Source organism: Actinomadura sp. (genome assembly GCF_044508335.1).
Taxonomy (GTDB): Bacteria; Actinomycetota; Actinomycetes; order Streptosporangiales; family Streptosporangiaceae; genus Spirillospora.
The window spans coordinates 1-1,628 of the sequence record NZ_JBIQHY010000007.1; the positions used below are offsets into that span (position 1 = coordinate 1).

At 79.7% G+C, this 1,628-nt stretch carries 1 protein-coding gene and 1 pseudogene; one reads left to right on the forward strand and one right to left on the reverse strand.

The annotated features are described in order from the left end of the window. Positions 1–125 precede the first annotated feature (125 nt). Positions 126–1,121: a hypothetical protein gene (locus ACIWVC_RS04460; RefSeq protein ID WP_396453829.1), complete on the reverse strand. Its 996-nt coding sequence runs from the start codon at positions 1,119–1,121 to the stop codon at positions 126–128. Positions 1,122–1,439: 318 nt separating this feature from the next. On the opposite strand from ACIWVC_RS04460, the pseudogene ACIWVC_RS04465 reads away from it, so the two are divergent. Next, positions 1,440–1,628: pseudogene (locus tag ACIWVC_RS04465) on the forward strand (GTPase RsgA); the annotation flags it as partial.

The following is a 1,628-nucleotide window of genomic DNA, read 5'->3' on the forward strand; positions in this document are numbered from 1 at the left end:
GGTCGTCGTCGTGCCGGTCGTTGTCGTCCACGGCCATGCCCCTCATCGCGATGCGCCCCCCAAATCACCATAACTTCCGTCCGGCGCCGTCACTCCCCCGGCCGCGCGGCCGGCGGTGTCGGCGGTCACCGCCCGCAGGCGCGGCACGGGCGGCGGGTGCGGCGGGCGTAGCCGCGGGCGGCGGCGGCCATCCCGGCGCCCCAGGCCAGGTAGGCGGGGACGGCGACCCAGAAGAACGCCTCGGGAAGGTCCAGGCCGCCGCCGGGCGGGAACGGGTCGCGGCCGTGCAGCCGCTCCCAGATCATCTGCAGCAGCCCGACCCCGAAGTAGACGGTGAGGCCGCCGGAGATCGCGGCGGCGGGCCACAGCACCAGCCGCCGCGGCACGGGCCGCCCGCCGGGGCCGGGCACCCACTGCGGCCACGTCCGCCCGAAGGGGTGGACGAGCGCGAGCGGCAGCAGGGTCCCGGCGAGCACGACCCCGGCGTCGAACAGCACCGCCGACGGCCCGGCGGCCGCCGGGGACCCGACGGCGGCCTGGGCGGCGATCCGGGTGAGGCACCCGGTGACGGCGAGGTAGGCGGCCCCGTACGCCCACGCGGGGGTGCGGGCCGCCGGGCCGGGCGCGGCCGCGGGCCGCGCGCAGGCCGGGCATGCGGCGCGGCCGCGGCGGGCGCGGGCGCGGGCGGCCAGGGCGGTCATGATCCCGGCGCCGGCGCACGCGGCCTGCGACAGCGCGCCCAGCGGATGGAAGCCGATGCCGAGGCCGGGCAGGACCGCGCCGACGAGGTCCAGGGGCAGCAGCGCCGCCGCGGCGGCCAGGCATCCGGCGGCCGTCCAGGCCGCGGCGAGCAGCGGCGCACGGGCGCGGCCGGGTGCGCGCGGCGCGAGCAGCGCGGCCAGCACGGCCGCGGCGGCCCCGCACAGCGCCGCGCCGCGCCAGCCGGTGAAGATCAGCAGGTCGGTCCCGACGGGCGACAGCCCGCCGGGGCGGTGCCCGGCCGCCCAGTGGACGCGCAGCGCGCCGTAGGCCAGGACCCAGGCGAGCGCGGCGGCGGTCAGGCGCCGCCCTGGGGGCGGCGCCGCGGGGGCGCGGGTCTGCGCGGGCGGTGCGGCGGCCATGGCGACGATGCTGCGCCGTCTCGGCGGGCGGCGCCTCCCCGCCGCGGCCGATCCCCCTCCCCCGCGCGGGTGATGCCGCCCGGCCGGGCCGCGGTGCGCACGTGCGCGGGTTAATGGTTGGCGCGGCGGCGGGGCGGGCGGGTAGTGTCGCGCGCGAGCGTGAAGGAGGTGGGGACGCATGGCCGTCGCCTCGGTCGCTGCTGCGCGCAGCGCTCAGCCAGTCCCCATCCCCGGGGCCGCCGGCTGACCTGATCCCGCACGTACGGTGCGGCGTCCTCACGCCGGGGTCCCCTTTTTCACGCAAAGGGTTCCAAACCAGTGTCTTCTTCTTTCTCGGGTCCGTCCCTTCTGGCCGCCTACGGCTGGGACGAGGCCCTGGACGAGGTGTTCTCCTCTTATCGCGCGGCGGGTCTGGTGCCCGCGCGCGTGGCCGCGGTGGACCGCGGCCTGTGCGACGTGGTCGCCGAGGACGGCCCGGCCCGGGCGTCCACGGCCGCGCTGTCCACG